Genomic DNA, 24,813 nt, shown 5'->3' with positions numbered 1-24,813 from the left:
TCATCCTTGTGTTACTGAATATCTGATGAATTCACATAATCATCAGGCAAGGCTGTTGTATCATCGAGTTACTCAGGATCGAGAAAGATGAAATATGCTCAAAGGGCAGAGTGAAATTCGCATCATTTGGTTAATGATGCTGATCATTATCGCAGTCAGTGCATGGTTTTTAGATGCACGGATATTGACCTATATCTGTGGTTTGGCATTTGTCATGAGTGTGATGCAGTATGTGGATGCGATTCAAGATCCATTGCAACAGATCGCGCAACAGACACGGGTTCCACTGCAAAGCACCTCGAAAGTGCCATTATATATCTCCTCGATTATCGCCGTTGTGGGTTTAACACTGCATTTGAGCTGGATGGTGGGTTTAGGGTTAACTGCTTGGATTTTCTTTTTTTTACGCTGGTTACGCCGTTTAGAGCGCTATTTGAGCCAAGTTCAATTGCAAATTCAACACTTGAATTTGTCAGAACAGCGATCTCCAGATTTAAACCATCCATCATCTATACAACAAAGCATCGGCACGCCACAAGATTCGTCGCTAAACTTAATGGGGCAAATTCGCCAATGGATTTTTCAAGGCAACCCTGTTTTGAAAGTTGCGATCTTGGTTTTGGTGATTGGTATTGTGTTGCTGCTGCGTTTTGCGACAGAGCATTGGCAATTAAGTTTAGCAGTCAAACTTTCAATTGTTGCTTTGTCCAGTGGTGCAATCACTGCGTTGGGTGTAGTACTACAAAATAAAAATCGTAGTTTTGCTTTAGCAATAGAGGGCTTGGGGCTTGCGGGATTATTTTTAACCTTATTCTTTGCTTATTACAATCAGGTGATTCCGAGTCTTTATCTGGCAAGTTTGTGTTTTGCTGTAATTATGGCGCTGACATTGAGTTTAAGCTTAAAGCAGCAAAGCGTGGAATTGGCATTGATGGCAGTGCTTATCGCTTATATTGCACCATTTACGTTGCCTGTGCGAAATGCAACGGTAGCAGAACTGATGGCTTATTATTTAGTGATTAACATTGCGATTGCTGTACTGAGTACCTTAAGACCTTGGAAATATTTAAATCAGATCGGATTTTTAGTGACTGTAATCATTGGTGGTGGTTATGCGTTCTATCATGGCTATAGTCAAGAAAAACAATCACTCACGATACTTATTCTTGCACATCTTGCAGTATTCATTTGGCTTGGTTTTCGATTCAGTCAATTGATCGCCAAACAGGATCTTGAGCAATTTAAACTTAAACCCAGTTTAGATGTTGCGTTGATTTTTGGCGCACCGATTATTGGCTATTTATTTTTATATTTAATGTATTTTCACCAAGAACTGATTCTTGCTGGTTTTAGCCTTGGTTTTGCTGTGGTGTTTGCTGGGATTTATCAGCTTTCAAAACGTAATCAATCTATTCAACTGATTTCTCAAAGTTATTTTAGTTTGGCATTGATCTTTCTTGCTTTAATTCCACCGATTCTTCTGCATGGTCAGTGGAGTGTGGTGGGTTGGGCTGTTGAAGGTCTCTGTATTTTTGGCTTTGCTTTATATCGACAATCGGTGATCAGTCGTTATATGGCGATTGCCTTGTTGATTGTTGCAGGCTGTTCAAGCCTTTATTACTTGTTTGAATTGCCTGATTTTCCAACCACGATGTATTGGTACTTATGTTTAAGCTATATCGCCGTGGTGTTATTGGCAAATAGCCGTGATGATTTTCGCAAACAGATCAGTTCAGTAACGACGTTGTTTTTAAGCCTACTGATGATTTCTGCAACCACGATGATTCTTGCATTATTGCTTGATCTCTTAGAGGGAGAGAATCGATATATATACAGTGTATTGATTGTGGTTATTGCTTATCTGTTGATGAATGAATTGATGTTATGGCTAAAGGCCAGATCAACATGGTTGATTCCAAAATGGATTGGGGTAATTCCCGTCTATGTATTTACACTCATTTTATTGCTGGATATTAGTAAAAATGGCATGTTGCTATGGACCAGTGATATTGAACGATGGGGTATCGCAGTTTCAGGTTTAGTGCTAGCGACAGTCTGGTTAAGACCTTCAAAAGGGCTACAGTTTGAAAGTGAATGGCTCAGTTTAGGTGTTTTAATCAGTTTAAGTCTAAGCAGTCTTAGCTTAATTGCAACGATGCCTTATATCAGCATGGTCATTTTACCTTTAGTGTTTTGTGGATGGTGCTTCTTTCAGAAAAACTCAGAATGGACAATGTTTTGGCAAACGCGCAGCAGTTTGTTACTGATGTTGATTTGGATGATTTGTTCTCAGCTATTTTCACAGCAAGCATTTCAAGGATATTTATTACCAATCTTAAATCCCTTTGATTTGGTTAGTATCGCCATGTTAATTGGTTTTTTCTGGATGCTGAACCTTCAATTTAAACAAGCTTTGAAGCCGGGAATCGACCATGGAATACTTGCAGTACTATGTGTTTTAAGTTTGTTATGGCTGAGTAGCTATATCGTTCTAAGAGCCTTACATGTGTATTTTGCTACACCTTATAACCAACTGAGTCTTTGGCAAGATGCCACTGCTCAACTGAGTCTAACCTTGCTTTGGGTAAGCTTAGCCTTTATTGCGATGAGCTTTGCTAGCCGTAAATTATTACGTCCTTTATGGATTTTAGGGGGGAGCATTTTGGTGATTGTCACCTTAAAATTGGTACTGTTTGATTTATCTCATATTGGAACGTTAACACGCGTGATTTCTTTCTTGGGTGCGGGTTTTGTGATGCTGATTATTGCCTATATTGCCCCGATTCCAGAGCAGAACAATTTAAATCCTTAATTATGAATTGAGCGATATTTAAGTTGTTCAGGTGAAAGCAAAATAAAAGAGGCGTCTACCATGTAATAGACGCCTCTTTTTAATTCAAGGATTGAGGTGCTTAAAGAATTTCAATCGCTACAGCAGTCGCCTCACCACCACCAATACAAAGGGCAGCAATACCTTTTTTACCACCAGTACGTTTTAACGCATGAATCAAGGTCAGGATGATGCGTGAACCTGTAGAACCAACAGGATGGCCGAGGGCACATGCACCACCATGAATATTGACTTTTTCAGCGTCCAATTTAAATTCATCGATAGGGCACATGGTAACCATAGCAAATGCTTCATTGATTTCCCATAAGTCAACATCTTGAACATCCCAACCGGTTTTATTCAGTACCTTTTGGATTGCACCTACTGGGGCAATGGTAAATTCAGAGGGATGTTGCGAGTTTGAAGCATAGGCAACAATTTTTGCTAAAGGTTGAAGCCCTTTTGCTGCAGCATGATCCGCAGAGGTTAAAACTAGCGCAGATGCACCATCTGAAATTGAACTGGCATTGGCTGCCGTGATTGTTCCATCTTTGGCAAACGCAGGGCGCAAGCTAGGAATTTTGTCGATATTGGCATTAAATGGTTGTTCATCTTGATCTATAACAACATCGCCTTTACGGCTTGAAACTGTGACAGAAACGATTTCATCTTTAAACCAACCTTCAGTAATAGCTTTTTGTGCACGTTGTAAAGAACGAATCGCAAAATCATCCATCTGTTGGCGTGTATAGCCTTTGCTATTTGCCATATCTTGGGCAAAAGAACCCATTAAACGACCTGTTTCAGCATCTTCTAGGCCATCAAAGAACATATGATCTTTTACTTCGCCATGGCCCATGCGATATCCGCTACGTGCTTTTGGCAAAAGATAAGGTGCGTTGGTCATCGATTCCATACCGCCAGCAACAATCACATCTGCTGAACCTGCTTTGATTGCATCCGCAGCCTGCATAACTGCTTTCATGCCTGAACCACACAATTTGTTAATAGTTACAGCACCGGTTGAATCAGGTAAGCCAGCTTTGCGCATCGCTTGGCGGGCCGGGCCTTGTTTTAAACCCGCAGGTAAAACACATCCCATAATGACTTCTTGTACATCATTTGGTTGTAAGCCAGCACGGGCAATGGCTTCTTTAATCGTCGCAGCACCTAGTTCTGGTGCAGTCAAACTGGTCAGGCTTCCTTGAAAACCACCCATAGCTGTACGCGCACCATTCACAATTACGATGTCAGTCATTGTTTTAATCTCCAAATGATTATTCTGTGAATATATCCAAAACCTAAGCAGTATATAAAAAATAGTATAAGAATAAAGTCTAGCGATTGAATATATGCTGACCGTAGAGAACAGTTTTTAACATTCAGGTGGTGGTCCTAAATTTATTGCACCCATTCGTCCGATTTTGTAGCGCTTATTATTTTCTGCATCATATTGGCTACAATAATAGAAGCTTCCAGGTGAACCTCTGGGCAAACCTGTATCACCTTGTAAAGTCAATACATCTCTACTGCTGGCACTTCCGACCCACGTTAGCTTGCCATATTTAATTTTATTTTCAGTTTTGAGGAGTATGTGATCTTCAGAATCGACTTGTTTGTTTTTATTTTTATCTGTAAAAATAAGTAATCCTTTGTTCCATTTGTCTTTTTCACATCGAATTAAATCTTCGGATGAACAAATGACCACAGTGGTATGTCGGACTAAAGCTTGACTTCTTGCATAAGAAACATGCTGTTGAATACCTGAAGATATGATTCTAATCTCTTGTTTTTGCATCCAATTATGATAGTGAGGCAAACTGATTAAGCAGATAATTGTCAGGATACAAATAGTGGTGATAAGCTCGAACAAGGTTAGGCCTTGCTCTTTACAATAAAAATACATCTTAAGGTCTTCTGTTAAGTCTTGTTTTTTATTTGAAAAATAATGATTTTTCTATTAAATTTAATTGAAATGTTAACGTAGTAAAATATTTATTACTATCAGTTTCTTTTACTGCTAAAATGCACGTAGCAAAAAGATAAGCGATCCACGCAAAAAAATTGAGTAAAATGTTACCGAATTACAACGGAAATTGTAAGTAATTTTGTCAATAATTTACTTGATTAAAGTTATCAAGCACTTGGAAAAAGCCTCAAGTGTTTGTATGATTCAACGTGAGTAGCTTAAAAATAATACTGGGGTATTAAAATTTATCTCAGGATAGCCAATAAATTTTAGGCTAAGCTTGAACAACAATTGTTATCTCTGGAGGATATCCATGAAATTGAGTCGTATCGCACTTGCTATGCTTGTTGCCGCTCCATTCGCTGCTGCTAATGCTGGTGTAACTGTTACACCTTTACTACTTGGTTACACTTTCCAAGACTCTCAACACAACAATGGTGGTGATAAAGGCGAGTTAACTAACGGTCCTGAATTACAAGACGATTTATTCGTTGGTGCTGCACTTGGTGTAGAACTTACTCCATGGTTAGGTTTTGAAGCTGAATATAACCAAGTTAAAGGTGATCTTGACGGTACTGGCGTAGCTGGTTCTGAATACAAGCAAACTCAAATCAACGGTAACTTTTATGCTACTTCTGATTTGATCACTAAAAACTATGACAGCAAAATCAAACCGTATGTATTGTTAGGTGCTGGTCATTACAAGTACAAACTTGATGACATGTCTTACCATAACAACGAAGAAGGTACTTTAGGTAATGCTGGTGTTGGTGCTTTCTGGCGCTTAAACGATGCTTTATCTCTTCGTACTGAAGCTCGTGGTACTTATAACTTTGACGAAAAATTCTGGAACTATACTGCTCTTGCAGGTCTTAACGTAGTTCTTGGCGGTCACTTGAAGCCTGCTGCTCCTGTAGTAGAAGTTGCTCCAGTGGTTCCAGTTGCTCCAACTCCAGTTGAACCAGCTCCACAAGTTCTTACTGAAGATTTGAACATGGAACTTCGTGTGTTCTTTGATACAAACAAATCAAACATCAAAGATCAATACAAGCCAGAAGTTGCTAAAGTTGCTGATGCGTTAACTACATTCCCGAATGCGACTGCTCGTATTGAAGGTCATACAGATAACACTGGTCCACGTAAGTTAAACGAACGTTTATCTTTAGCTCGTGCTAACTCTGTTAAATCAGCGCTTGTAAGCGAGTACAACATTGATGCATCTCGTTTGTCTACTCAAGGTTTCGCTTGGGATCAACCGATTGCTGACAACAAAACTAAAGAAGGTCGTGCTATGAACCGTCGTGTATTCGCGACAATCACTGGTAGCCGTACTGTAACTAAATAATCCTTTATTTAGTGAATAAAAAAGCGACTCAATTGAGTCGCTTTTTTATTTAAAGTACTTATAATTATAGAATATCTAAATAAAATTGAATCAGAAATTAATAATTACAGGTTAACGATGAAATATATCATTTTAGGGCTGGTACTCATGGCATTAAATGCCTGTACGTCAACACCAATAAATTCAAATCGTGTTTCAATCCAAAAACAGTATCCAAATGAAGTGAAGTCATTGAAAAGTGGGCTGTCTATATATTTTCAACCGAAATCAACACACATTGAAGCTGAGTATAAACCTGCTTTATCTGTTGCTTCACAATTATTGAAAGACAATAAAAATTTTGTTCTCTACATTGAAGGCCATACAGACAGTACAGGCTCTTTGGCTACAAATAATAAAGTTTCTTTAACACGCGCGAATATTGTGAAAGATTTTCTCTTAAATGAATATCAGGTCAATCCAGAGCAATTGATTACGCTCGGTTTAGGACCAACCAAGCCAATTGCTGATAATAAAACAGCTGAAGGTAGAGTGAAAAATAGACGAGTAACGGTGACTTTAAAAATTAAGTAATTTCGATAAAACCTCTCAATTTGATCTTACAGCGTTATAATTGTTGATTGTGATTTCTACAAGTTTGAAAATTGAATGAGTGTGCAACTGCCTAAAGCCTTATTAGACCTCGAATCAAATTGCGGTATTTTTGCTGTTTGGATGTTATTGCAAAATTACTCAATTCAGTTAGATATTCAACAGCTGGTTAAACTTTGTCATCACGATGCAGAGGATGGTACTTTTACGATTGGCCTAGCGGTTGGGTTAAAAAAATTAGGTTTTGATCTGTCTTTTTATACAGATGAAGACTCGAATATTCATGAAAAAGAAATTGTCCGTTATCAAGACGCGAAGAAGTTAGGGTTGCAGATTAGTCCAGCGCTAAGCTATCAAGAAATTCAAGCCTATATTGAACAAGGGTGTAATATCATTGTTTTTTATGACACTTTAGAAGGCGTTGGAAATCATTCGTTGGTTTATTCGATAAATGATCAGGAAATTTGTTTCTATGATAATTTTGATGCCATGCCGAAAGCTGTCTTTGAGCAACAACGGTTAGCTGAAGGAATTTGTCAGCAAGCAATTGTGATTTATCCCGATATTCCAGCTGTACGTTATTGTTAATTCAATTGCAAATGTGAATCTCAGTAAATCGAAATTTACTGAGATTCATAATAAAAATTGAGGACTATTTCGGCTTTAGCCTTTAATACACAATACTTGTTTCAGTGTATGGACCACATCAATCAAATCATTTTGATTGGCCATAACTTGATGAATATCCTTGTAGGCACTTGGAATCTCATCAACCACACCTTTATCTTTGCGGCACTCAATGCCTACTGTTTGTGCAATCAAATCTTGCTGATTAAACAAATGCTTGGCTTTAGAACGACTCATTTTACGTCCTGCACCATGTGAGCATGAACAAAAAGAATCTGGATTACCTTTACCTTTAACGATAAAAGATTGCGCGCCCATTGAACCGGGGATAATCCCATATTCATCGAGCCCTGCACGAATTGCACCTTTACGTGTAACAAATACGTCTTCACCAAAGTGAAGTTCTTTCTGTACATAATTATGATGACAATTAATCGCTTCTTTGGTCATTTGAAAACTTGGTAATAAAGGGCGAATTGCTTCTAAAATTAAACGCATCATTTCGCGTCGGTTTTCAAAAGCATATTCTTGTGCCCATTCTACAGCTTCAACATAATCATCGAAATTCATCGAACCTTCTGCAAAGTAGCTCAAGTCTTTATCAGGCACGTGACCAAAACGATGTTGTGCTTCTTTCTTGGCACGTTCAATAAAGTAAGTGCCAATCACATTACCTAAGCCACGGCTACCTGAATGCAGCATGACCCAGATATCATCATTTTCATCAATACACAGTTCAATAAAGTGATTACCACCACCTAAAGTCCCGAGTTGCTTTTGCCATGTAACATCAAAACTACGTAACATGCGTTTTAAAGCAGGGTGTTTGTCTGTAATACGCTGGAGCTTTTTATCTAAGGGCGAAAGGGTTGAAGCCTTAGCTTTGATTTGTTTGTGCATTTCAAATCCGACAGGCACTTTTCTTTCAATAGCATTGCGTAAAGTGCTTAAATTATCGGGCAGTTGAGATGCTTTTAGACTAAGTCTTAACGCATTCATACCACAACCGATATCCACGCCAACCGCAGCAGGAATGATGGCATTTTTGGTGGGAATAACACTTCCCACGGTTGCGCCTTTACCCAAATGTACATCTGGCATGACTGCGATATGTGAATGAATAAATTGTAATTGTGCCATTTTTCGCAGTTGGGTTAGGCTTTCTTCATCCACATCTTTTGTATAAATTTTTACAGGAACGCCATATTCTGCTTTGGCGTTTAAAATCATTTGTATGCTCATTTTTTTTCTCGAAGCAAATTTTTTATTGTCCGAAGGCGGTTACAACACTATTGTCAAAGCAATGATCGATTCAAATTTTAAAGACAATAAAAAACCTAGCGAATGCTAGGTTTGACTGACATTCGGACACTTTGATTAATTCAGTGCCCGTGAGTAGACGACTGCTTAATCTTAATTTAAAGTTTTCTCAAGTTGGTGCATGTCGTACTCCTCTACTTTTTGATTTAAAATCAAAGGTGAAAATTCTGGTTGGAAATGATCCAATGGGCGTTATTCTATAAAGAAAAAAAACTTTGTCAATGAAACATAGCAAATTAATTTTTAATTCACGTTGAATTGCTGTTATAAAAAAACAATAAAGCAGCTAAAAAGCTGCTTTATTTACATCAAGTGATTTACTCTTTTTCGACTTGAATGGGTTGTACATCCATCTGATCATAAGCGATCAATTTAGATTTGTGTTTCCACTTATAGCCAAGCCAGATAACAAGAAACAGCGGAATACTAATATACGTAGACAACACACTCATCCATTTTCCATCAAGCACAGCTTCTGCATTTTGGCCAAGAATAATGATGGCACAAAGAATAAAGGCAAACCACGGACCAAAAGGGAAGAATTTTGCACGATAAGCGAGATCTTCAAGTTTATAGCCTTGAGCTAAATAACCTTTACGGAAGCGATAATGTGAGATTGCGATACCTAACCAGACAATAAAACCGCACATACCTGACATGTTTAGCAACCAAGTAAACACGACACTTTCACCAATAAAGGTGGTTAAGAAACACAGTGCCGCAATTGCCGTTGTTGCATACAGTGCATTCATGGGTACACCGCGAAGATCGAGTTTAGAGAAAACTCGTGGCGCTTTACCTTCACGTGCCATATCAAACAACATACGTGTTGATGAATACATGCCTGAGTTACCTGCAGACATAATTGCAGTCAAAATCACGGCATTCATTAAGCCTGCTGCAAATGCTAAACCTGCTTTTTCATATAACAGGGTAAATGGTGACAGGGTAATGTTTCCATCACCTTCCGCAGCAAGTGCAAGGTTTGGATCTGTATACGCAACCAATGTACCAATGATAAAGATACACAAGATATAAAATAAAAGAATACGCCAAAAGATTTGTTTAATGGCGATTGGAATGGTTTTTTTCGGATCCTTAGATTCACCTGCCGCGACACCGACCATCTCCGTCCCTTGGAACGAGAATCCAGCGATCATGGCAACACCGACTAAGGCTTGAAAGCCACCTACAAATGGCGCGTCACCAACGGTCCAATTCTTGGTAATGGAATCTGTTGGATCTAACATGATTTTACCAATCATGAATAAGCCAATGACAATAAAGAAGATGATGGCAATGACTTTAACCAGTGAAAATAAAAATTCACTTTCACCAAAGCCTTTTACAGTTAAGGCATTGATACAGAAGATAATCGCAAGGAATAGCGCACTCCACCAAAAGCCGGGGATGTCTGGAAACCAAAACTTCATGATGAATTGAACGGCAACCAATTCAAATGCAACGGTAATGGCCCAGTTATACCAATAGTTCCAACCGAGTGCGAAACCAAAACCTTCTTCTACATACTTATTACCATAGGTAAAGAATGCGCCTGATGTTGGATTGTGGGTTGCAAGTTCACCTAAACTGGTCATCAAGAAATAAATCATGATACCAATCAGGACATAAGCAAGTAATGCACCACCAGGTCCAGCAGTGGCAATTGTTTGACCAGAAGCAAGGAATAACCCTGTACCAATAGAACCGCCAATGGCGATCATGTTTAAATGTCGTGCTCCAAGCTTACGCTGGAGTTGAGGATGATCTGTTTCGCTCATCGTTATTCCTTACTACTTTTTTGAGTGTTGGCGAACAGCACTTTAAAGCCTTGTTGATCTGCTTTAGTCGTACATTGACTAAAACTCTGCTCAATGAGTAATGGGTAATTTAGGAAGCGGTTTGCCACAATCCATAATTCACCACCTGATTTTAAATGTCGTCTCGCAGTTTTACATAACGTTTCACTGGCATTGTAATCTGTTTGAATACCTTGGTGAAATGGAGGGTTACTCACAATGGCGTGTAAGAACAATGGCGCATCTTCAATCCCTGTGACTGCTTTTATTTCAAGTTGTTCTAAAGGTAAATTATTTTTTTCAAAAGTCATTTGCGTTGATGCTAAAGCAAAAGCATCGACATCTAAAGCAAAAATACGATTTTTCGGATTAAGTTTACTGAGATAAGCACTGATGACACCTGCACCACAACCAAAGTCCGCAATCTTACCAGACGTCACTTGTTTGAGATAAGGTAAAAGCACTGCAGTTCCAATATCTAGACGATTTTGGCTAAATACACCAGGGAGTGCACAAATGCTAAGTTCTCCGGCAGGTGTTGGAACATTATAGACTTGCGCCCATTCTGCTAATGGCTTTGCTGTCACGGTTTTATCTGTGGTGAGTTGCCACATTTGACAATGCCGTGCGCTATCAAGCTTGATGGCTTGACCATAAGGCTGGAGTTGTTTTGCAGCACGTTCGACTCCCCCTTTTTTCTCTCCAACCAAGAAAATCGAAGCGCCAACGGCTAAACGACTGACTAAATTGTGCAAGATATAGTTGAGTAGCTCTTTTGATTTTGGAACAAAAACAACAGCCTGATCAAATTCAGCTTCTGGCAGGTCAGTACCAAAATGTACTGTTGCCTGCTGATTCTGAAAATATTGAAACTCATTGTAATTCCAAGTCCAAATGCTTGCTTCGATGTTATGAGCTAAATTTGAAAGTAGATCATCCGTTGCTGCATTTACAAATAGCACGCGTCCAGAAAGGTAGTCATGCTGTCGAATGACAACTTCGCTTTTTGGCTCCATATTCACCATCCATCAATAAAAATTAGAGCAATGCCCAGTCTCAGCTGGGCATTATAAAGAATAGATTTATTATTTTTTAGTTTCGGGTAAAACTAAATTCAAAATTAATGCAGCTAGCCCGCCAGTTGCGACACCAGAACTAAAAATATTACGTGCTAATTCTGGTAAATGTTCCAAAATTTGAGGAACTTGTGCAACCCCTAGGCCGAGACCCAAAGAGATAGCAATAATCAATAACGCACGACGGTCTAGTTGAATTCCCGATAAAATGTTAATGCCTGAAGCAGCAACAGCACCAAACATTACCATAACCGCACCACCCAGTACCGCTTGCGGTACCGCCTGAATGATACCAGCAACAGCAGGGAATAACCCCAGAATGATGAGCAGGATTGCAATCCAAATCCCAACAAAACGACTTGCAACACCCGTCAACTGAATTACACCATTATTTTGTGCAAAGACAGAACTTGGGAATGTATTAAAAATCCCTGCAAGGAATGAGTTGGCACCATTGACCAATACGCCACCTTTTATTCGTTCCATCCACACTGGGCCATCTACAGGCTGATTTGAAATTTTAGAGGTTGCGGTGACATCGCCAATTGCTTCTAAAGACGTGACAAGATAAATAAACGCCATAGGAATAAATAAGCTCCATGAGAAGCTAATTCCAAAATGCATTGGTGTCGGAATTTGAATCAATGGGGCATCTTTTAAACCAGAAAAATCTAAATAGCCCATAAAGCCCGCAAGAATATAGCCAATGACTAAAGCAATGAGAATTGCAGAACTTTTCACCCAAACCACTTTGAAGCGATTGAGAAGGACGATAATTGCCAACACTGTACATGACATGATGAGATTGTCGGCGCTGGCAAACGTATGGCTTTCCATGGCTTGGTAGCCACCACCCATGCTGATTAAACCTTCTTTAATTAAGGTTAAACCAATCAACAGTACCACAATCCCTGTAACCAAGGGCGTGATCAACTTTTTTACCCAAGGTAAAATACGTGAAACACCCATTTCAATAAATGAGCCTGCAATGACCACACCAAAAATAGATGCCATAACCGCTTCTACTGGTGTGCCCGCAGCAACCATGGCAGAACCAATCCCAATCATTGGACCAATAAAGTTAAAGCTTGTACCTTGAACAATCAGTAGCCCTGCACCAAATGGTCCAATTTTTTTACATTGTAAGAATGTTGCTACCCCAGAAATCACCAATGACATGGAAAGAATCATGTTGGTATCTTGAGGAGAAACACCTAAAGCTAAACAAATCAGTAAACCGGGTGTTACAATTGGAACAATAATCGCAAGTAAATGTTGCAAAGCCGCAAAAAAAGCGATGAGTGGTTTTGGGCGATCATCTAGACCATAAACAAGATCAATTTGAGCCTGTTTCTGATTGGGAGAGGGGGTAGAATTGGACATGGCACAGCAATTGGAAGTGGCAAGATGGCGCTATTCTAATCGCTTTACACACTATTACAAAATAAAAAGCCTGCTGTTGTGAAAAAAACTTGTAACTGTCAATAAACTGTCACTACTAAAAGTTAAGATTTTTCTGTATAATTTGCCCTCAAATTTAAAGCGTATCGAATTTACATGTCTGATATTAAAACTCTCCGTAATATTGCCATCATCGCGCACGTCGACCATGGTAAAACGACTCTTGTCGACAAACTTTTACAACAATCAGGTGCACTCGGTGACCGCGCGGGTGAGATTGAGCGTGTTATGGATTCGAATGCGCTTGAGTCTGAACGCGGTATTACCATTCTTGCAAAAAACACTGCAATCAAATGGTTAGACAAGCGTACAAATACTGAATACCGCATCAACATCGTCGACACCCCAGGACATGCTGACTTTGGTGGTGAAGTTGAACGTGTAATGTCTATGGTTGACTGCGTACTTCTTCTTGTCGATTCACAAGAAGGCCCAATGCCACAAACTCGCTTTGTAACACAAAAAGCGTTTGCTCGTGGTTTGAAGCCAATTGTTATCATCAACAAAGTAGATAAGCCAAGTGCTCGTCCAGACTGGGTAATCGATCAAGTATTTGATTTGTTTGATAATTTAGGCGGTAGTGATGAACAGTTAGACTTCCCAATCGTATATGCTTCTGGCTTACGTGGTGTTGCTGGTCCTTCTCCTGAAGAATTAGCGGAAGACATGACACCGTTGTTCGAAACAATCGTAGATATCGTTGAACCACCAGCAGTTGATATTGATGGTCCATTCCAAATGCAAATTTCATCACTTGACTATAATAGTTTCGTGGGTGTAATTGGTGTTGGTCGTATTCAACGTGGTTCAGTAAAAACCAATACACCAGTGACTGTTATCGATAAAGATGGCAAAACACGTAACGGTCGTATCTTAAAAATTATGGGTTACCATGGTTTAGAGCGTGTAGATGTAGATTCTGCTCAAGCGGGTGATATCGTATGTATCACTGGTTTAGATGCATTGAACATTTCTGACACAATCTGTGATCCTAAAAATGTTGAAGCATTACCTGCATTGTCTGTAGATGAACCTACAGTTTCGATGACGTTCCAAGTAAACAACTCACCGTTTGCTGGTAAAGAAGGTAAATTTGTAACTTCACGTAATATCCGTGAGCGTTTAGATCGCGAATTGATCCATAACGTTGCTTTACGTGTTGAAGATACTGACAGTCCAGACCGTTTCAAAGTTTCTGGTCGTGGTGAACTTCACCTTTCAGTATTGATTGAAACCATGCGTCGTGAAGGCTTCGAGATGGGTGTTTCTCGTCCGCAAGTGATCATGAAAGAAGTTGATGGCGAAACTCAAGAACCATACGAAAACGTTACTTTTGATGTTGAAGAACAACATCAGGGTTCTGTTATGGAACAAATGGGTAACCGTAAAGGTGAGTTGACCAATATGGAAGTTGACGGTAAAGGCCGTATCCGTATTGAAGCAACTGTTCCATCACGTGGTTTGATTGGTTTCCGTTCTGAATTCTTAACCATTACCTCTGGTACTGGTATCATGACTTCAAGCTTCTCGCATTACGGTACAGCTAAACAAGGTGCAGTTGCGAAACGTCAAAACGGTGTGTTGATCTCTATGGTTAACGGTACTTGCTTAGCGTTTGCATTGTTCACTTTACAAGACCGTGGTCGTCTATTTGCTGAACCACAGTTAGAAGTTTATGAAGGTATGATCGTGGGTATGAACTCTCGTTCAGACGACATGACTGTGAACCCAACCAAAGCGAAGCAGTTAACCAACATGCGTGCATCTGGTACAGATGAAGCGTTAACGTTAACACCTGCAATTAAATTCACGCTTGAACAAGCATTAGAATTTATTGAAGATGACGAATTAGTTGAAGTAACACCTAAATCAGTTCGTATTCGTAAAAAATTCTTAACTGAAAATGAACGTAAACGTGCTTCACGTGGCTAAGCGTTCAAACTGGAAATAATTTAATTTCTAGAAAAAAACCGCAATTTTTTAATAAATTGCGGTTTTTTTATATAAATGTAAAAGAATATTGGTTTTTAATAAAAAGCGAGTAAATTAGGCGGAAATATATGTTGAAACATAATGTATACTTCGTCACATAAAAAATACGCAAAATCGGCGTGGAGTTAAAATATGAGTATTCTTTCAGAGTTCAGAGAATTTGCCATTAAAGGCAATATGATGGATTTGGCAATTGGTGTCATCATTGGTGGTGCTTTCAATAAAATTATCGACTCATTAGTGAAAGACGTGATTATGCCTTTAATCACAGTGATTACGGGTGGTGGTGTTGATTTTACCCAAAAATTTGTCGTACTTGGCGATAACCCAAATAACCTTTCATCATTGGATGAATTAACCAAAGCCGGAATTAATGTATTAACCTATGGTAATTTCATCACAATTGTATTGAACTTCCTGATCTTAATGTGGGTGGTTTTCTTGTTGGTTAAATTCCTCAATAAAATTCGTAAACCTGCTGAAGAAGCTCCAGCTGCTACACCAGAAGATATTGCATTACTGCGTGAAATTCGTGATGAATTAAAGAAACGCCCTGAAGCTTAATCTTCATTAAATTGATTCAAATTACAGTATTTTAATATATCTAAACCCTGATAAAAGGTATTAAATCATTGTAAAAGAGTTGAATGAAACGGTACGATCAAGTACCGTTTTTTATGCAAGCAAGAAAATAGGGATGGGCTGATGAAAAAAAACATAGGGATTATGGCAATACTTATCAGTTTGTATGCATGTTCAGAGCATCCAAAAGAGCAGCAATCCGCTGATACTCAAACATCTACACAAGCGGATCGAAACCGACCTGCCAGTGGTTTAACCTTTAATGAGATGCCAAATGAAGATACCAGCTATGCCACTATAGAAACCGACTCAGTGGATGAAAATGAAACATTACTGTTGGCCCTACAAACACGTTTATTAAAAGCCAATTTTGAGTTTATAGAAAAAGACAGTGGTAGTTCTTGGTCTGAAAATGATTGTTCTCTGAATAAAGTGATTCAAGTAAAAGGTGAGGGCATTCGCTCTTATAAGGCAATCAGTAAAGTTAAGTTAGGTGATGAAAAACAATATCGTCCAGATTTTGTTTTGCTGGTTTTTGCTTTTAAGGATGAACAGCTTGCTGAGCAAAGTTTTCAAATGCTTAAGTCTGCTGTCTATTCAGCAGGAGGGTACTGTAATGGTAAATCTCCTGAAACCATCGTCAGAAATGGCAATGAAATATTTTACTTTACCACTCGGGAAGAAGCATTTAGATCATATATTGATGATTATGCGAAGTTTATTCATGAATTTAAACCTGAGCAAATTGATTCGAAAATATAGGATGGTTTAAAGTGACTAGAACAGCTCAGATTTTTATTGTTTTGTTGTCTTAATAAACAATAAGGTTTAAAGCAAATATTAACATCCTTGTCATTGCGCTACGTGATAGACACACTTTGAAAGCCTGAATGATCGAAAAGCAAAAGTATTTTAATTTAGCTTCAGTGATGGTGGTTGTTGTGACTCTAATTTGAACATTGCTGATAAATAGTGGAACATTCTCTCAATGTCTCCAAAAGAATGTAAATCTTTAAACTAAAAATCCATGCGAAATTTAATCTCAACCAAGTGAAAGCCGAATTGGCTTTTTACTGGGCCATGAAGTACACGTTCAGCAGCGGTAAATACCAGTTTATCAATCACAGGAACAAGTTGTCCTTTTTTTACTTCACCCAGTTCACCACCACGTTTTGCTGAATTACATGTGGAATGCTGTTTGGCCACTTTGGCAAAATCAGCGCCATCATGGATTTTCTTCTTAAGTTGTTCAGCCAAGTCCTTATCTTTGACGAGAATATGTCGAACGATTGCAGTTTTCATTTACTTTTTCCTCGTGGTTTTTGTGGGATGCTCTTCGCGATCTTTAATGGCTGGCATTGTGGGCAAAACACACTGGCTCTTTGTCCTAACTTTAAATTTTCTAAAGTGGTTTCACAGTTAATACACATCTCACCCGCACGACCATAAGCCAATAAGGTCTGCTGAAAGTAGCCATTCTCACCCATGGCGTTGCTATAGTCTCTTAAGGTTGAACCACCCAAATCAATCGCTTGCTTTAAAATTCGTTTAATTTCGATGACCAATTTTTGAATTTGCGCTTTCGTCAAACTCGAAGCAGGCTGTGCAGGGTGAATCCCTAAATTAAATAAGCTTTCGGTTGCATAAATATTGCCTACACCCACAACAATATGATTATCCATGATTGCAACTTTTGTGCCGACATTTTTATTTTTAAACTTTTCTGCTAAATATTCGGCATGAAATTCATCACTCAATGGTTCAGGCCCTAAAGTATCAATCAATTTTGTTTGGCTTTCTTCATTCAGCCAAATGATACAACCAAAACGTCGAGGGTCATGATAGCGCAGCTGTGTGTCTTCAAACTGAATGATCAGATGGTCATGCTTTCTAAGCGCTTCATGTTCATCACAGATTCTAAAACTACCAGACATACCCAAATGCCATAACATGCTATGGGTTTCAAACTCTGCCAAAATGTATTTTGAACGACGTGTTAAGCGAACGAGTTTTTGACCTTGAAGTTGTTGAATATCTTCGGGAATAGGCCAGCGTAACCGTGACTCACGCACTTGAACATGAAGAACTTTCTGGTCGATCAGGGGGAGTAAACTGGTTTTTGTTGTTTCAACTTCAGGTAATTCAGGCATGCACTTGTCACATTGGTGTGAGGACTGAATATTGTATGCAAGAATTGGATTGCGTTAAAGGGCGGTTGTGTTGAGCCTACGACTTTAGGTTAAAATTATGGATATGATCGTTGAATAAGATAGAATTATTATTGTTAAGTTATTGTTATTTAAAATAAAGTTTATTGATAAAATAAAGTTTTCCAATTGATAAAAAATATCTGATAGTTATATGTAAAAAAATGTGTAAATTTCTAGTGAATTGTTTACTGAAATAATTCTTTTTATCTCGATATTTCAGGAAAAATAGTCATTTTAAAGCTGGAACTTTCTATTAAATTTAGACGGTTAAAGTGATTGAGTGTTGACTGGTTTATCTTTATTCGTTTTGTTCCTGATTAGGCTTTCCCATGAAAAAAATTGCTTATCCTTTATTGGCAATCTCTGCATGTAGCATGATGTCTTTTGCATCAGCTGAAGATGCATTTAATTTACACGGCTCAACCATGACGGGTGATTGGAATGGGAGTCGGACTGAACTTGCAGAAAAGGGAATCAAATTTGATGGCACCATTGCCATGGACAGTTCATATCTCGCTGATGGTGGTTATGATGCACATCAAGCGCCAACATTTGCGACACAATTCGGACTGGGTACAACCTTAGATATGGGGAAACTGGCGGGTTGGAATGATGTGACTATTCGTGCTTTAGTTACAGCACGTCAAGGTGAAAGTACTTCACTCAGAGGTATTCAAGCACCAGATGCACCACAATGGGCAAACTCGCAAGCCAATTGGGGACGTGGTAATTCAGGGAGCCGTCTCAGCGAATTATATATAGAAAAGAATTTTAAGGATCAAGGACTAAGCTTGCGTTTAGGTCGTATGGGTTTAGGTACTGAATTCAATACCATGGCTTGTGATTTCCAAGGCAATGCATTTTGTGCTGCACAGATGGGGAAATGGCAAGGCAAGCTTTGGTATAACACACCAGTCTCACAATGGGGCGCACGCTTAAAATATCACATCAATCCTGAACTATTTGCACAAGTGGGGGTGTTTGAATACAACCCTGATAATGCTTTAGAGCGACAAGGCTGGAATTTGGATACAAAGCATGCCGATGGTGTCAATATTCTTTCTGAAGTGGTGTGGTCACCTAAGCAGGGTGTGAATAATTTATCAGGCAGTTATCGTATTGGTACGCTTTACAATACTGCTGATGAGGCTAAAAATCAGTATGATGTGGGCTATAAAGCTGGAAGCAAAGCTGAAGATCGAACATATGGCGGTTGGATTGCGTTTGAACAGCAATTGACTTCAACTGGAGAGGGGAAACGTGGTTTACACAGTTTTGGTAACTTCACCATTCATGATCGTACGACGACAGCCGTAAATGATTCACAGCAACTTGGCCTAAAATACTATGGTCTGTTTGATGGTCAGCCAAACGATATTCTTGGTTTGGCGGTAAATCGGGTACATTTGAACGATCGGTATACTAATTATATGAATGGTGCTCGTTTAGGAACAAATTTAAGACAGTTGAATGAAGATGCAGAGTATAATGTTGAGTTGAATTACTCATATTACCCTGCCAAATGGTTCATGCTTCGTCCTTTAGTGCAGTATGTGGTACATCCTGGTGCAACCAATCAGGTGGACAATGCATTTGTCGTTGGCTTGGGGTCTAAAATTATTTTTTAATACAACCCGAGGACACCTTTATGCAAAGAGTGAAACATCTAAAAATTAATACAACACTACTTTGCTTATCGGTATGTATCACACAGAGCTTATATGCTGAAGTGGAATCTCAAGATTCCATTCAGCAACATTCTGCGCAGCAACTTCCAACCATCAAAATTGAAGCAACACGTTCTGATACCAGCATATTAAACACCCCAGCATCGGTATATAGAGTTGATCAACAACAAAGTCAAAATAATATTGGGGTAAACCTCACTGAAACACTCAAAGGAATTCCGGGTTTACAGCTCAATAATCGTGAAAATTATGCCCAAGACTTACAACTGTCTATGCGCGGATTTGGCGCACGTTCAACTTTTGGGGTACGTGGAATTCGTCTTTATGTCGATGGAATTCCTGCGACGATGCCAGACGGACAAGGCCAAACTTCAAATATTGATTTAACGAGCTTAGATCATATTGAAGTACTTGGTGGGCCCTTTTCATCACTGTATGGAAACTCCTCTGGGGGGACTATTCTCACCACGACCAAAGAAGGAACAGGGCGTGATTCGGTCGAGTTAGGATATTCAGGTGGCAGTAATAATAAAGGCCGTGCTGACATCACCTTACAAGGTGGTGCAGATAAAGCCAATGAACCGAGCTATGTGATCAGTTCTTCTTATTTTGATACCGATGGTTATCGTGACCACAGTGCCGCAAGAAAAGTGTTGAGCAATGCCAAACTCACGTGGGACTTAGATGATGGTTCTAAGATCAATTGGCTGATCAATCATGTGGATATTTCCGCTGATGATCCACAAGGTTTGACTCGTGAGCAATGGAAGCAAAATCCTAAACAGGTCAATGACAGTAAAAATATCTATGATGTTCGTAAAGATATTAACCAAACACAGACAGGTATCAATTGGACTAAGCTCCTGAATGATCAACAAGAGCTTTATAGTATGGCCTATATTGGTCATCGTGAAGTGACTCAATACCAGTCTATTCCAAGTTCTGCTCAAAAGAATCCACGCCATGCAGGTGGGGTGATTGATTTCGAACGAGATTTTTATGGTGCTGATTTACGTTGGACTGGCAAAGACTTATTACCGAATACACGGATCAGTGCAGGCTTGGCTTATGATGCGATGAATGAAGATCGTCAAGGATATGAGAATTTTAATGCCAAGGGCGAATATGGGGTAAAAGGCAACTTACGCCGTGATGAACGAAATACTTTATGGAATTTAGATCCATATTTACAGGCAGCTTGGCAATTTTTGCCGACTGTACATCTAGATACAGGATTGCGTTATAGCAATGTTCATTATGAGTCGAAAGATCACTACATCATTGGTTTGAATGGCGATGACAGTGGTCAAACCGATTATAAAAAACTGCTCCCATCAGCTGCTTTGACATGGGAAATTACTCCTGAGATCAGCAGTTATCTCAGTTATGCCAAAGGTTTTGAAACACCAACCTTTACTGAAATGGCCTATCCAACAGAAGGAACGGCAGGGATTAACTTTGCGCTTAAACCTTCAACCAGTGATAACTATGAGCTTGGTTTAAAAGCACAAAATCGTCTAGGTAATTTTACTGCCGCAGTTTTCCAAAGTAATACCCAAGATGACATCGTTTCTGCGGGAACACTCAATGGACGTGCAACCTATCAAAATGCAGATAAAACACTGCGCCAAGGGGTAGAGCTGTCTTGGAATAAAAAGCTGTGGAAAAATTTAACGGCTCAAGCCAGTTATAGTTTCCTTGATGCAACATTTGATGCAGACATTCCCAACACAGATCCTAAAAAAGTCATCCAAAGTGGCAATTACATTCCGGGAATTGCAAAAAACCAAGCCTTTGTATCTTTCGGCTGGTTGCCTGAGCAGGGCTTTAATGCAGGTGTCGATGTTCGATATATGGATAAAATCTATGTGGACGATCTCAATACAGATACTGCACCAAGTTATACAGTAACCAGTATGAATGTCGGTTATATCTGGAAAAACAACGATTGGAAAGTACGTAGTTTTGCTCGAGTCGATAATTTATTCGATAAAAATTATGTCGGTTCAGTCATTGTAAATGATGGTAATAGTCGATTCTTTGAACCTGCTGATGGTATTAACTGGAGTGCAGGACTCAGTGTCACCAAACAGTTCTAATTCATTGGGAAAATAATTTATGTCTGCTCAACCAAAGTTATTTGAATCTATTCAATTTGGTTCACTCTCCCTCAGCAATAAAATTATTATTGCGCCAATGTGTCAATACTCTGCAACAGATCAAGGTGAAGTGACTTATTGGCATGAACAGCAATGGGCAAGTTACGCTTTGTCAGGGGCGAGCTTATGTATTATTGAAGCAACAGCGGTTCAAGCCGAAGGGCGGATCAGTTATGCCGATGTGGGACTTTGGAATGATACACAACGGGATCAAATCAAAGCTTTACTCAATAAGGTAAAAAGCATTGCTCCAACACCTTTTGCTATTCAGCTTGCGCATGCAGGTCGTAAAGCTTCGACTGAAAAGCCTTGGTTGGTGAAGCAGGGGAAAGGTCAGATTGCGCCCGATCATGCACACGGATGGCAAACTGTATCAGCCAGTGATATTGCTTTTAGCCCGAATGATATTGCCCCGCATGAATTAACCATTGATGAAATTAAAACAATTATTCAAGACTTTGCGCAAGCGGCGATTCGTGCAGTAGATGCTGGTTTTTCACTGATTGAAATTCATGCAGCGCATGGGTATTTACTGCATCAATTTATGTCGCCATTGTCTAACCACCGAACTGATGAATATGGTGGAAGTTTTGAAAATCGTATTCGTTTTACACTAGAAGTTTTTCAAGCCATTCGAGCAGTTGTGCCAACTGACTATCCTGTAGGTGTACGTATTTCTGCAACTGACTGGATGGATGCAGAAAATAGTTGGAATGTTGAATCAAGCATTGGCTTATCAAAAGCTTTAGCGCAACTTGGTGCTGCTTATATCCATGTATCCTCTGCGGGATTACATATTCAACAAGATATTAAAGTGGGTGCAAATTACCAAGTGCCTTTTGCAAATGCGATTAAAAAACAGGTGAATATTCCTGTCATTGCGGTGGGCTTAATTACCGAAGCTGAACAAGCTGAACAGATCCTTCAACAAGGCGAAGCAGATGCAATTGCATTGGCAAGAGCGATTTTATATGACCCACGCTGGCCTTGGCATGCTGCCGCAAAATTGGGTGCAAAAATCTCGATTGCACCACAATATTTACGTTGTCAGCCGCACGGAATCAAAGATTTGTTCTCAGCATATTGATGGCATAACAGTTTTGATTCACTCATTATTCTTTAAACGTATTTAAACTGAATAAAGATATATTCTAGGATATATCTTTATTTGTATGATCTGGAAAAGGAACGGCTTGAATGATTTTTTCGGTAATTTTTCCAGTATTTTTCCTGTTATTTTTGGGTTTTATATCTGTCAAAATCCAATTGATCTCTAAAGAGCAAATTACTGCAATTGGTGCTTTTGTAATCAAAATTGCATTACCTGCTTTATTACTTCATGCACTGGCTGCAAAAGATTTACATGAGATTTGGTATCCTGCTTATTTCTTTGTTTATGCAGGCGTCACTTTTACTCTATTTATTTTGGCCTTTATTTTAGGGCAAAAGCTTTTTAACAACCATTTTACCCATGCTTCTGTGTTTTCACTTGGCGCATCAATGTCCAATACCGGGTTACTGGGCGCAGCAATTTTGACTTTGCTGATGGGTAGTGAAGCCATGATTTATATTTCACTGATTGTTATCATTGAAAGCGTATTTCTTGTACCGCTGATGTTAACCTTGGCAGAAATAGGGCGACAAAGACAAGCCAATTTAGCCGCCATTTTAAAAACAACATTTCTGACTTTATTAAAAAATCCATTGTTCTTGTCAGTGATGATTGGCATGAGCTGTGCGATCTTCGAAATTCAAATTCCACATGTATTAGACCAAGTATTTGCCTTGTTAGGTCAGACGGCTTCACCTTTAGCATTATTTATTATTGGTGGTGGGATGGTTGGGATTACGATTCAATCACTTAATCTGCAAACCATTTATTTGGTGGTTTCTAAAAATATCTGTATGCCGATATTGGTCTATTTAGGTTTTACTCATTTAACAGACTTGGATCAAAAGATGATTTATGCAGGTACCTTGATTGCCGCTTTGCCTATGCCTTCTATATTTGGAATTTTTGGGCAAGTCTATGGTTTAAATGAAAAAGCACTGACACCTTTGATGATAAGTACTTTATTGAGTTTTATTGTGGTGAGTGTTCTGATTGGTATTTGGTGGTAAAAAAATACTCACTTGCGAGAGTATTTTTTTAAGTGTTGCTTATTTTTTTGCTGGTGCTGCGGGAGCAGGTGTTTTGCCTTTTTCAGCAATCAGTTTGTTTACAACATCCAAAGACTCTTTTGCCTTAGGCACATTATTTTTAGCCAGTTCTGAGAAAATCTTTTGTGCTTCTGGCAGATTTTGATCAATGATATTGCCATTGGTCAGCATATTTCCGACAGCCATTAATGCTGGGATATATCCTTTTTTAGCTAAATCTTGGATTGATTTTAAACCTTGATTGACTGCTGCTGCATTCTTCTTCTTTAAACCATCGGTGATGTCATACAGCGCTTTCGCATGAATCGCAGGTGCAAAATCCTTTTTCACTAAAGGGTCAAGTTTTTGTAAGCCAAGCTTGTCAGATGCGGGTTTGCCTTCAGCAAATAATAAAACCGCAAGTTCCACTGTAGCATCATCAAATCCTTGAGCAGAGGACTTTTCTAAGTATTCCCGAACTTTCTTTTCGTCTTTGGCTAAGCCCAATTGACCTACCGCATAGCTTTGCGCCAAGACATAACTTGCAACAGGATAGCCTTTTGCTGAAGCATCTTGATAATATTTCAAAGCTTTCTTATCGTCTTTGGTTGTGCCTTGTCCCGTTTGGGTTAAATAGCCTAAGTTATATAAGGCTTGTGCATTGCCTGCTTTTGCAAGACGTTCAAGTTCTTGATAGGCCGCAGGATAATTTTTTGCTTGAATCAGCTCTTGCGCTTTGACAAATGCAGGGTCAACGTTGCCTTTAGCTGTATCTGCTGCAAATGCAGAAATACATGAAAAGCTGAGCAGTGTAGCGAATAGAATTTTTTTCATTTTGACGATATACCTTGTTTTAATTTCAACATAATTCCATTTATGGTGTGAGAACATTGTTGAGGACGTTTTTATCATAATTTGAAAATTATAAATGTAAACATGCCTATTGTATAAGTTAGTGTATTTAAATTTTAATTTGTTTATAAATAAGAAAGAATTAAGGATATTTTAACAACATTAAAGCCTAG

At 39.0% G+C, this 24,813-nt stretch carries 20 protein-coding genes; 11 read left to right on the top strand and 9 right to left on the bottom strand.

Going from position 1 to position 24,813, the window contains the following annotated elements; translation table 11 throughout:
- Positions 1 to 94 precede the first annotated feature (94 nt).
- A complete protein-coding gene (locus CQZ96_RS10255) occupies positions 95 to 2,812 on the top strand; it encodes a DUF2339 domain-containing protein (protein ID WP_105713297.1) in 2,718 nt (905 codons plus the stop codon).
- A gap of 100 nt (positions 2,813 to 2,912) precedes the next feature.
- Here CQZ96_RS10255 and CQZ96_RS10250 read toward each other — a convergent pair whose 3' ends face one another.
- Positions 2,913 to 4,088, bottom strand: coding sequence for a thiolase family protein (locus tag CQZ96_RS10250; RefSeq protein WP_004723023.1), 1,176 nt, complete (start codon positions 4,086 to 4,088; stop codon positions 2,913 to 2,915).
- A 117-nt stretch (positions 4,089 to 4,205) separates the two neighbouring features.
- Positions 4,206 to 4,628, bottom strand: a complete 423-nt coding sequence (locus CQZ96_RS10245) for a GspH/FimT family protein (RefSeq protein ID WP_228722798.1) — start codon at positions 4,626 to 4,628, stop codon at positions 4,206 to 4,208.
- Positions 4,629 to 5,112: 484 nt separating this feature from the next.
- Here CQZ96_RS10245 and omp38 point away from each other — a divergent pair, with 484 nt between their 5' ends.
- The 3 genes from omp38 to CQZ96_RS10230 all read left to right on the top strand — a co-directional run bounded on the left by omp38 (position 5,113) and on the right by CQZ96_RS10230 (position 7,323).
- A complete protein-coding gene (gene omp38, locus CQZ96_RS10240) occupies positions 5,113 to 6,144 on the top strand; it encodes an outer membrane protein Omp38 (protein WP_056514838.1) in 1,032 nt (343 codons plus the stop codon).
- A 117-nt stretch (positions 6,145 to 6,261) separates the two neighbouring features.
- Positions 6,262 to 6,717, top strand: coding sequence for an OmpA family protein (locus tag CQZ96_RS10235; protein ID WP_105713295.1), 456 nt, complete (start codon positions 6,262 to 6,264; stop codon positions 6,715 to 6,717).
- A gap of 75 nt (positions 6,718 to 6,792) precedes the next feature.
- A complete protein-coding gene (locus CQZ96_RS10230; protein WP_105713294.1) occupies positions 6,793 to 7,323 on the top strand; it encodes a cysteine peptidase family C39 domain-containing protein in 531 nt (176 codons plus the stop codon).
- A 75-nt stretch (positions 7,324 to 7,398) separates the two neighbouring features.
- Here the strand turns inward: CQZ96_RS10230 and CQZ96_RS10225 are convergent, their stop codons facing one another.
- The 4 genes from CQZ96_RS10225 to CQZ96_RS10210 all read right to left on the bottom strand — a co-directional run bounded on the left by CQZ96_RS10225 (position 7,399) and on the right by CQZ96_RS10210 (position 12,940).
- Positions 7,399 to 8,604: an RtcB family protein gene (locus CQZ96_RS10225; protein WP_105713293.1), complete on the bottom strand. Its 1,206-nt coding sequence runs from the start codon at positions 8,602 to 8,604 to the stop codon at positions 7,399 to 7,401.
- Positions 8,605 to 8,999: 395 nt separating this feature from the next.
- The gene (locus CQZ96_RS10220) at positions 9,000 to 10,463 is read right to left on the bottom strand and encodes an amino acid permease (RefSeq protein ID WP_105713292.1); all 1,464 of its coding nucleotides are present in this window, start codon (positions 10,461 to 10,463) and stop codon (positions 9,000 to 9,002) included.
- 2 nt (positions 10,464 to 10,465) lie between these two features.
- Complete coding sequence (locus CQZ96_RS10215) at positions 10,466 to 11,497, bottom strand: class I SAM-dependent methyltransferase (protein WP_105713291.1); 1,032 nt, start codon at positions 11,495 to 11,497, stop codon at positions 10,466 to 10,468.
- A gap of 69 nt (positions 11,498 to 11,566) precedes the next feature.
- Complete coding sequence (locus tag CQZ96_RS10210) at positions 11,567 to 12,940, bottom strand: uracil-xanthine permease family protein (protein WP_105713290.1); 1,374 nt, start codon at positions 12,938 to 12,940, stop codon at positions 11,567 to 11,569.
- A gap of 174 nt (positions 12,941 to 13,114) precedes the next feature.
- On the opposite strand from CQZ96_RS10210, the gene typA reads away from it, so the two are divergent.
- The 3 genes from typA to CQZ96_RS10195 all read left to right on the top strand — a co-directional run bounded on the left by typA (position 13,115) and on the right by CQZ96_RS10195 (position 16,354).
- Positions 13,115 to 14,950, top strand: coding sequence for a translational GTPase TypA (gene typA / locus CQZ96_RS10205; protein WP_004723004.1), 1,836 nt, complete (start codon positions 13,115 to 13,117; stop codon positions 14,948 to 14,950).
- A 192-nt stretch (positions 14,951 to 15,142) separates the two neighbouring features.
- Complete coding sequence (gene mscL / locus CQZ96_RS10200) at positions 15,143 to 15,574, top strand: large conductance mechanosensitive channel protein MscL (RefSeq protein WP_004723003.1); 432 nt, start codon at positions 15,143 to 15,145, stop codon at positions 15,572 to 15,574.
- Positions 15,575 to 15,715: 141 nt separating this feature from the next.
- The gene (locus tag CQZ96_RS10195) at positions 15,716 to 16,354 is read left to right on the top strand and encodes a hypothetical protein (protein WP_105713289.1); all 639 of its coding nucleotides are present in this window, start codon (positions 15,716 to 15,718) and stop codon (positions 16,352 to 16,354) included.
- Between the two features lie 255 nt (positions 16,355 to 16,609).
- Here the strand turns inward: CQZ96_RS10195 and CQZ96_RS10190 are convergent, their stop codons facing one another.
- Complete coding sequence (locus tag CQZ96_RS10190; RefSeq protein ID WP_004819160.1) at positions 16,610 to 16,894, bottom strand: peptidylprolyl isomerase; 285 nt, start codon at positions 16,892 to 16,894, stop codon at positions 16,610 to 16,612.
- Positions 16,891 to 17,742 carry a bifunctional DNA-formamidopyrimidine glycosylase/DNA-(apurinic or apyrimidinic site) lyase gene (gene mutM / locus CQZ96_RS10185; protein ID WP_004722995.1) on the bottom strand — a complete coding sequence of 284 codons (852 nt, stop codon included), beginning with the start codon at positions 17,740 to 17,742 and terminating at the stop codon, positions 16,891 to 16,893. Before mutM ends, CQZ96_RS10190 begins: the two co-directional genes overlap by 4 nt.
- A gap of 389 nt (positions 17,743 to 18,131) precedes the next feature.
- Between mutM and CQZ96_RS10180 the strand changes: the two genes are divergently transcribed.
- From CQZ96_RS10180 to CQZ96_RS10165, 4 genes are all read left to right on the top strand, one after another.
- A complete protein-coding gene (locus tag CQZ96_RS10180; protein WP_105713288.1) occupies positions 18,132 to 19,430 on the top strand; it encodes a carbohydrate porin in 1,299 nt (432 codons plus the stop codon).
- Between the two features lie 20 nt (positions 19,431 to 19,450).
- Entirely contained in the window at positions 19,451 to 21,589 is a 2,139-nt protein-coding gene (locus tag CQZ96_RS10175) for a TonB-dependent receptor (protein WP_105713287.1), read from the top strand.
- A gap of 19 nt (positions 21,590 to 21,608) precedes the next feature.
- Positions 21,609 to 22,736 (top strand): NADH:flavin oxidoreductase/NADH oxidase, encoded by a 1,128-nt coding sequence (locus tag CQZ96_RS10170; RefSeq protein WP_034610005.1) that lies wholly within the window; start codon positions 21,609 to 21,611, stop codon positions 22,734 to 22,736.
- 110 nt (positions 22,737 to 22,846) lie between these two features.
- Entirely contained in the window at positions 22,847 to 23,770 is a 924-nt protein-coding gene (locus tag CQZ96_RS10165; protein WP_105713286.1) for an AEC family transporter, read from the top strand.
- Between the two features lie 39 nt (positions 23,771 to 23,809).
- On the opposite strand, the gene CQZ96_RS10160 is transcribed toward CQZ96_RS10165, so the two are convergent.
- Positions 23,810 to 24,622: a tetratricopeptide repeat protein gene (locus CQZ96_RS10160; RefSeq protein ID WP_105713285.1), complete on the bottom strand. Its 813-nt coding sequence runs from the start codon at positions 24,620 to 24,622 to the stop codon at positions 23,810 to 23,812.
- Positions 24,623 to 24,813: the final 191 nt, after the last annotated feature.

The organism is Acinetobacter sp. MYb10 (genome assembly GCF_002980175.2).
GTDB lineage: Bacteria > Pseudomonadota > Gammaproteobacteria > Pseudomonadales > Moraxellaceae > Acinetobacter > Acinetobacter guillouiae.
Note: the sequence above shows the minus strand (reverse complement) of the source record. Positions and strands in the feature narration are given on the sequence as shown.

Coding starts and splice junctions, on each gene's coding strand:
- CQZ96_RS10180 (WP_105713288.1), top strand. CDS start 18,132: ATGAAAAAAATTGCTTATCCTTTATTGGCAATCTCTGCATGTAGCATG.
- CQZ96_RS10190 (WP_004819160.1), bottom strand. CDS start 16,894: ATGAAAACTGCAATCGTTCGACATATTCTCGTCAAAGATAAGGACTTG.
- CQZ96_RS10230 (WP_105713294.1), top strand. CDS start 6,793: ATGAGTGTGCAACTGCCTAAAGCCTTATTAGACCTCGAATCAAATTGC.
- CQZ96_RS10245 (WP_228722798.1), bottom strand. CDS start 4,628: ATGCAAAAACAAGAGATTAGAATCATATCTTCAGGTATTCAACAGCAT.
- CQZ96_RS10255 (WP_105713297.1), top strand. CDS start 95: ATGCTCAAAGGGCAGAGTGAAATTCGCATCATTTGGTTAATGATGCTG.
- CQZ96_RS10210 (WP_105713290.1), bottom strand. CDS start 12,940: ATGTCCAATTCTACCCCCTCTCCCAATCAGAAACAGGCTCAAATTGAT.
- CQZ96_RS10225 (WP_105713293.1), bottom strand. CDS start 8,604: ATGAGCATACAAATGATTTTAAACGCCAAAGCAGAATATGGCGTTCCT.
- CQZ96_RS10160 (WP_105713285.1), bottom strand. CDS start 24,622: ATGAAAAAAATTCTATTCGCTACACTGCTCAGCTTTTCATGTATTTCT.
- CQZ96_RS10165 (WP_105713286.1), top strand. CDS start 22,847: ATGATTTTTTCGGTAATTTTTCCAGTATTTTTCCTGTTATTTTTGGGT.
- CQZ96_RS10220 (WP_105713292.1), bottom strand. CDS start 10,463: ATGAGCGAAACAGATCATCCTCAACTCCAGCGTAAGCTTGGAGCACGA.
- mutM (WP_004722995.1), bottom strand. CDS start 17,742: ATGCCTGAATTACCTGAAGTTGAAACAACAAAAACCAGTTTACTCCCC.
- typA (WP_004723004.1), top strand. CDS start 13,115: ATGTCTGATATTAAAACTCTCCGTAATATTGCCATCATCGCGCACGTC.
- CQZ96_RS10215 (WP_105713291.1), bottom strand. CDS start 11,497: ATGGAGCCAAAAAGCGAAGTTGTCATTCGACAGCATGACTACCTTTCT.
- CQZ96_RS10250 (WP_004723023.1), bottom strand. CDS start 4,088: ATGACTGACATCGTAATTGTGAATGGTGCGCGTACAGCTATGGGTGGT.
- CQZ96_RS10170 (WP_034610005.1), top strand. CDS start 21,609: ATGTCTGCTCAACCAAAGTTATTTGAATCTATTCAATTTGGTTCACTC.
- mscL (WP_004723003.1), top strand. CDS start 15,143: ATGAGTATTCTTTCAGAGTTCAGAGAATTTGCCATTAAAGGCAATATG.
- omp38 (WP_056514838.1), top strand. CDS start 5,113: ATGAAATTGAGTCGTATCGCACTTGCTATGCTTGTTGCCGCTCCATTC.
- CQZ96_RS10235 (WP_105713295.1), top strand. CDS start 6,262: ATGAAATATATCATTTTAGGGCTGGTACTCATGGCATTAAATGCCTGT.
- CQZ96_RS10175 (WP_105713287.1), top strand. CDS start 19,451: ATGCAAAGAGTGAAACATCTAAAAATTAATACAACACTACTTTGCTTA.
- CQZ96_RS10195 (WP_105713289.1), top strand. CDS start 15,716: ATGAAAAAAAACATAGGGATTATGGCAATACTTATCAGTTTGTATGCA.